The sequence below is a fragment of the Streptomyces sp. AC550_RSS872 genome (genome assembly GCF_019049285.1).
Lineage (GTDB): Bacteria > Actinomycetota > Actinomycetes > Streptomycetales > Streptomycetaceae > Streptomyces.
Genome location: NZ_JAGMUL010000176.1, coordinates 1 through 228, shown reverse-complemented (window position 1 = coordinate 228; position 228 = coordinate 1). Strand labels below are relative to the sequence as shown.

The following is a 228-nucleotide window of genomic DNA, read 5'->3' as shown; positions in this document are numbered from 1 at the left end:
CAGGCCGAGGTCGACCGCAACCTCGCCCAGCTCCAGACCCAGATCGACGAAGCCAACCAACGCCTCGTCAACACCGTCGGCCAGGGCGGACCCAACTTCGTCCAGAACGCCATCCTCGGCCCGCTGGAAGACAAGCGCGTAGCCGCACTCAACCGCATCGAGACCGCCATCGGCCGCGCGGCCGCCAAGCCCGAGGGGCTGGAGGCGTTCGCCCCCTGCACGCTCAAC

1 pseudogene is annotated in these 228 nt (G+C 69.3%); it reads left to right on the top strand.

The features are described from left to right. Positions 1-228: pseudogene (locus KUM44_RS39685) on the top strand (hypothetical protein); the annotation flags it as partial.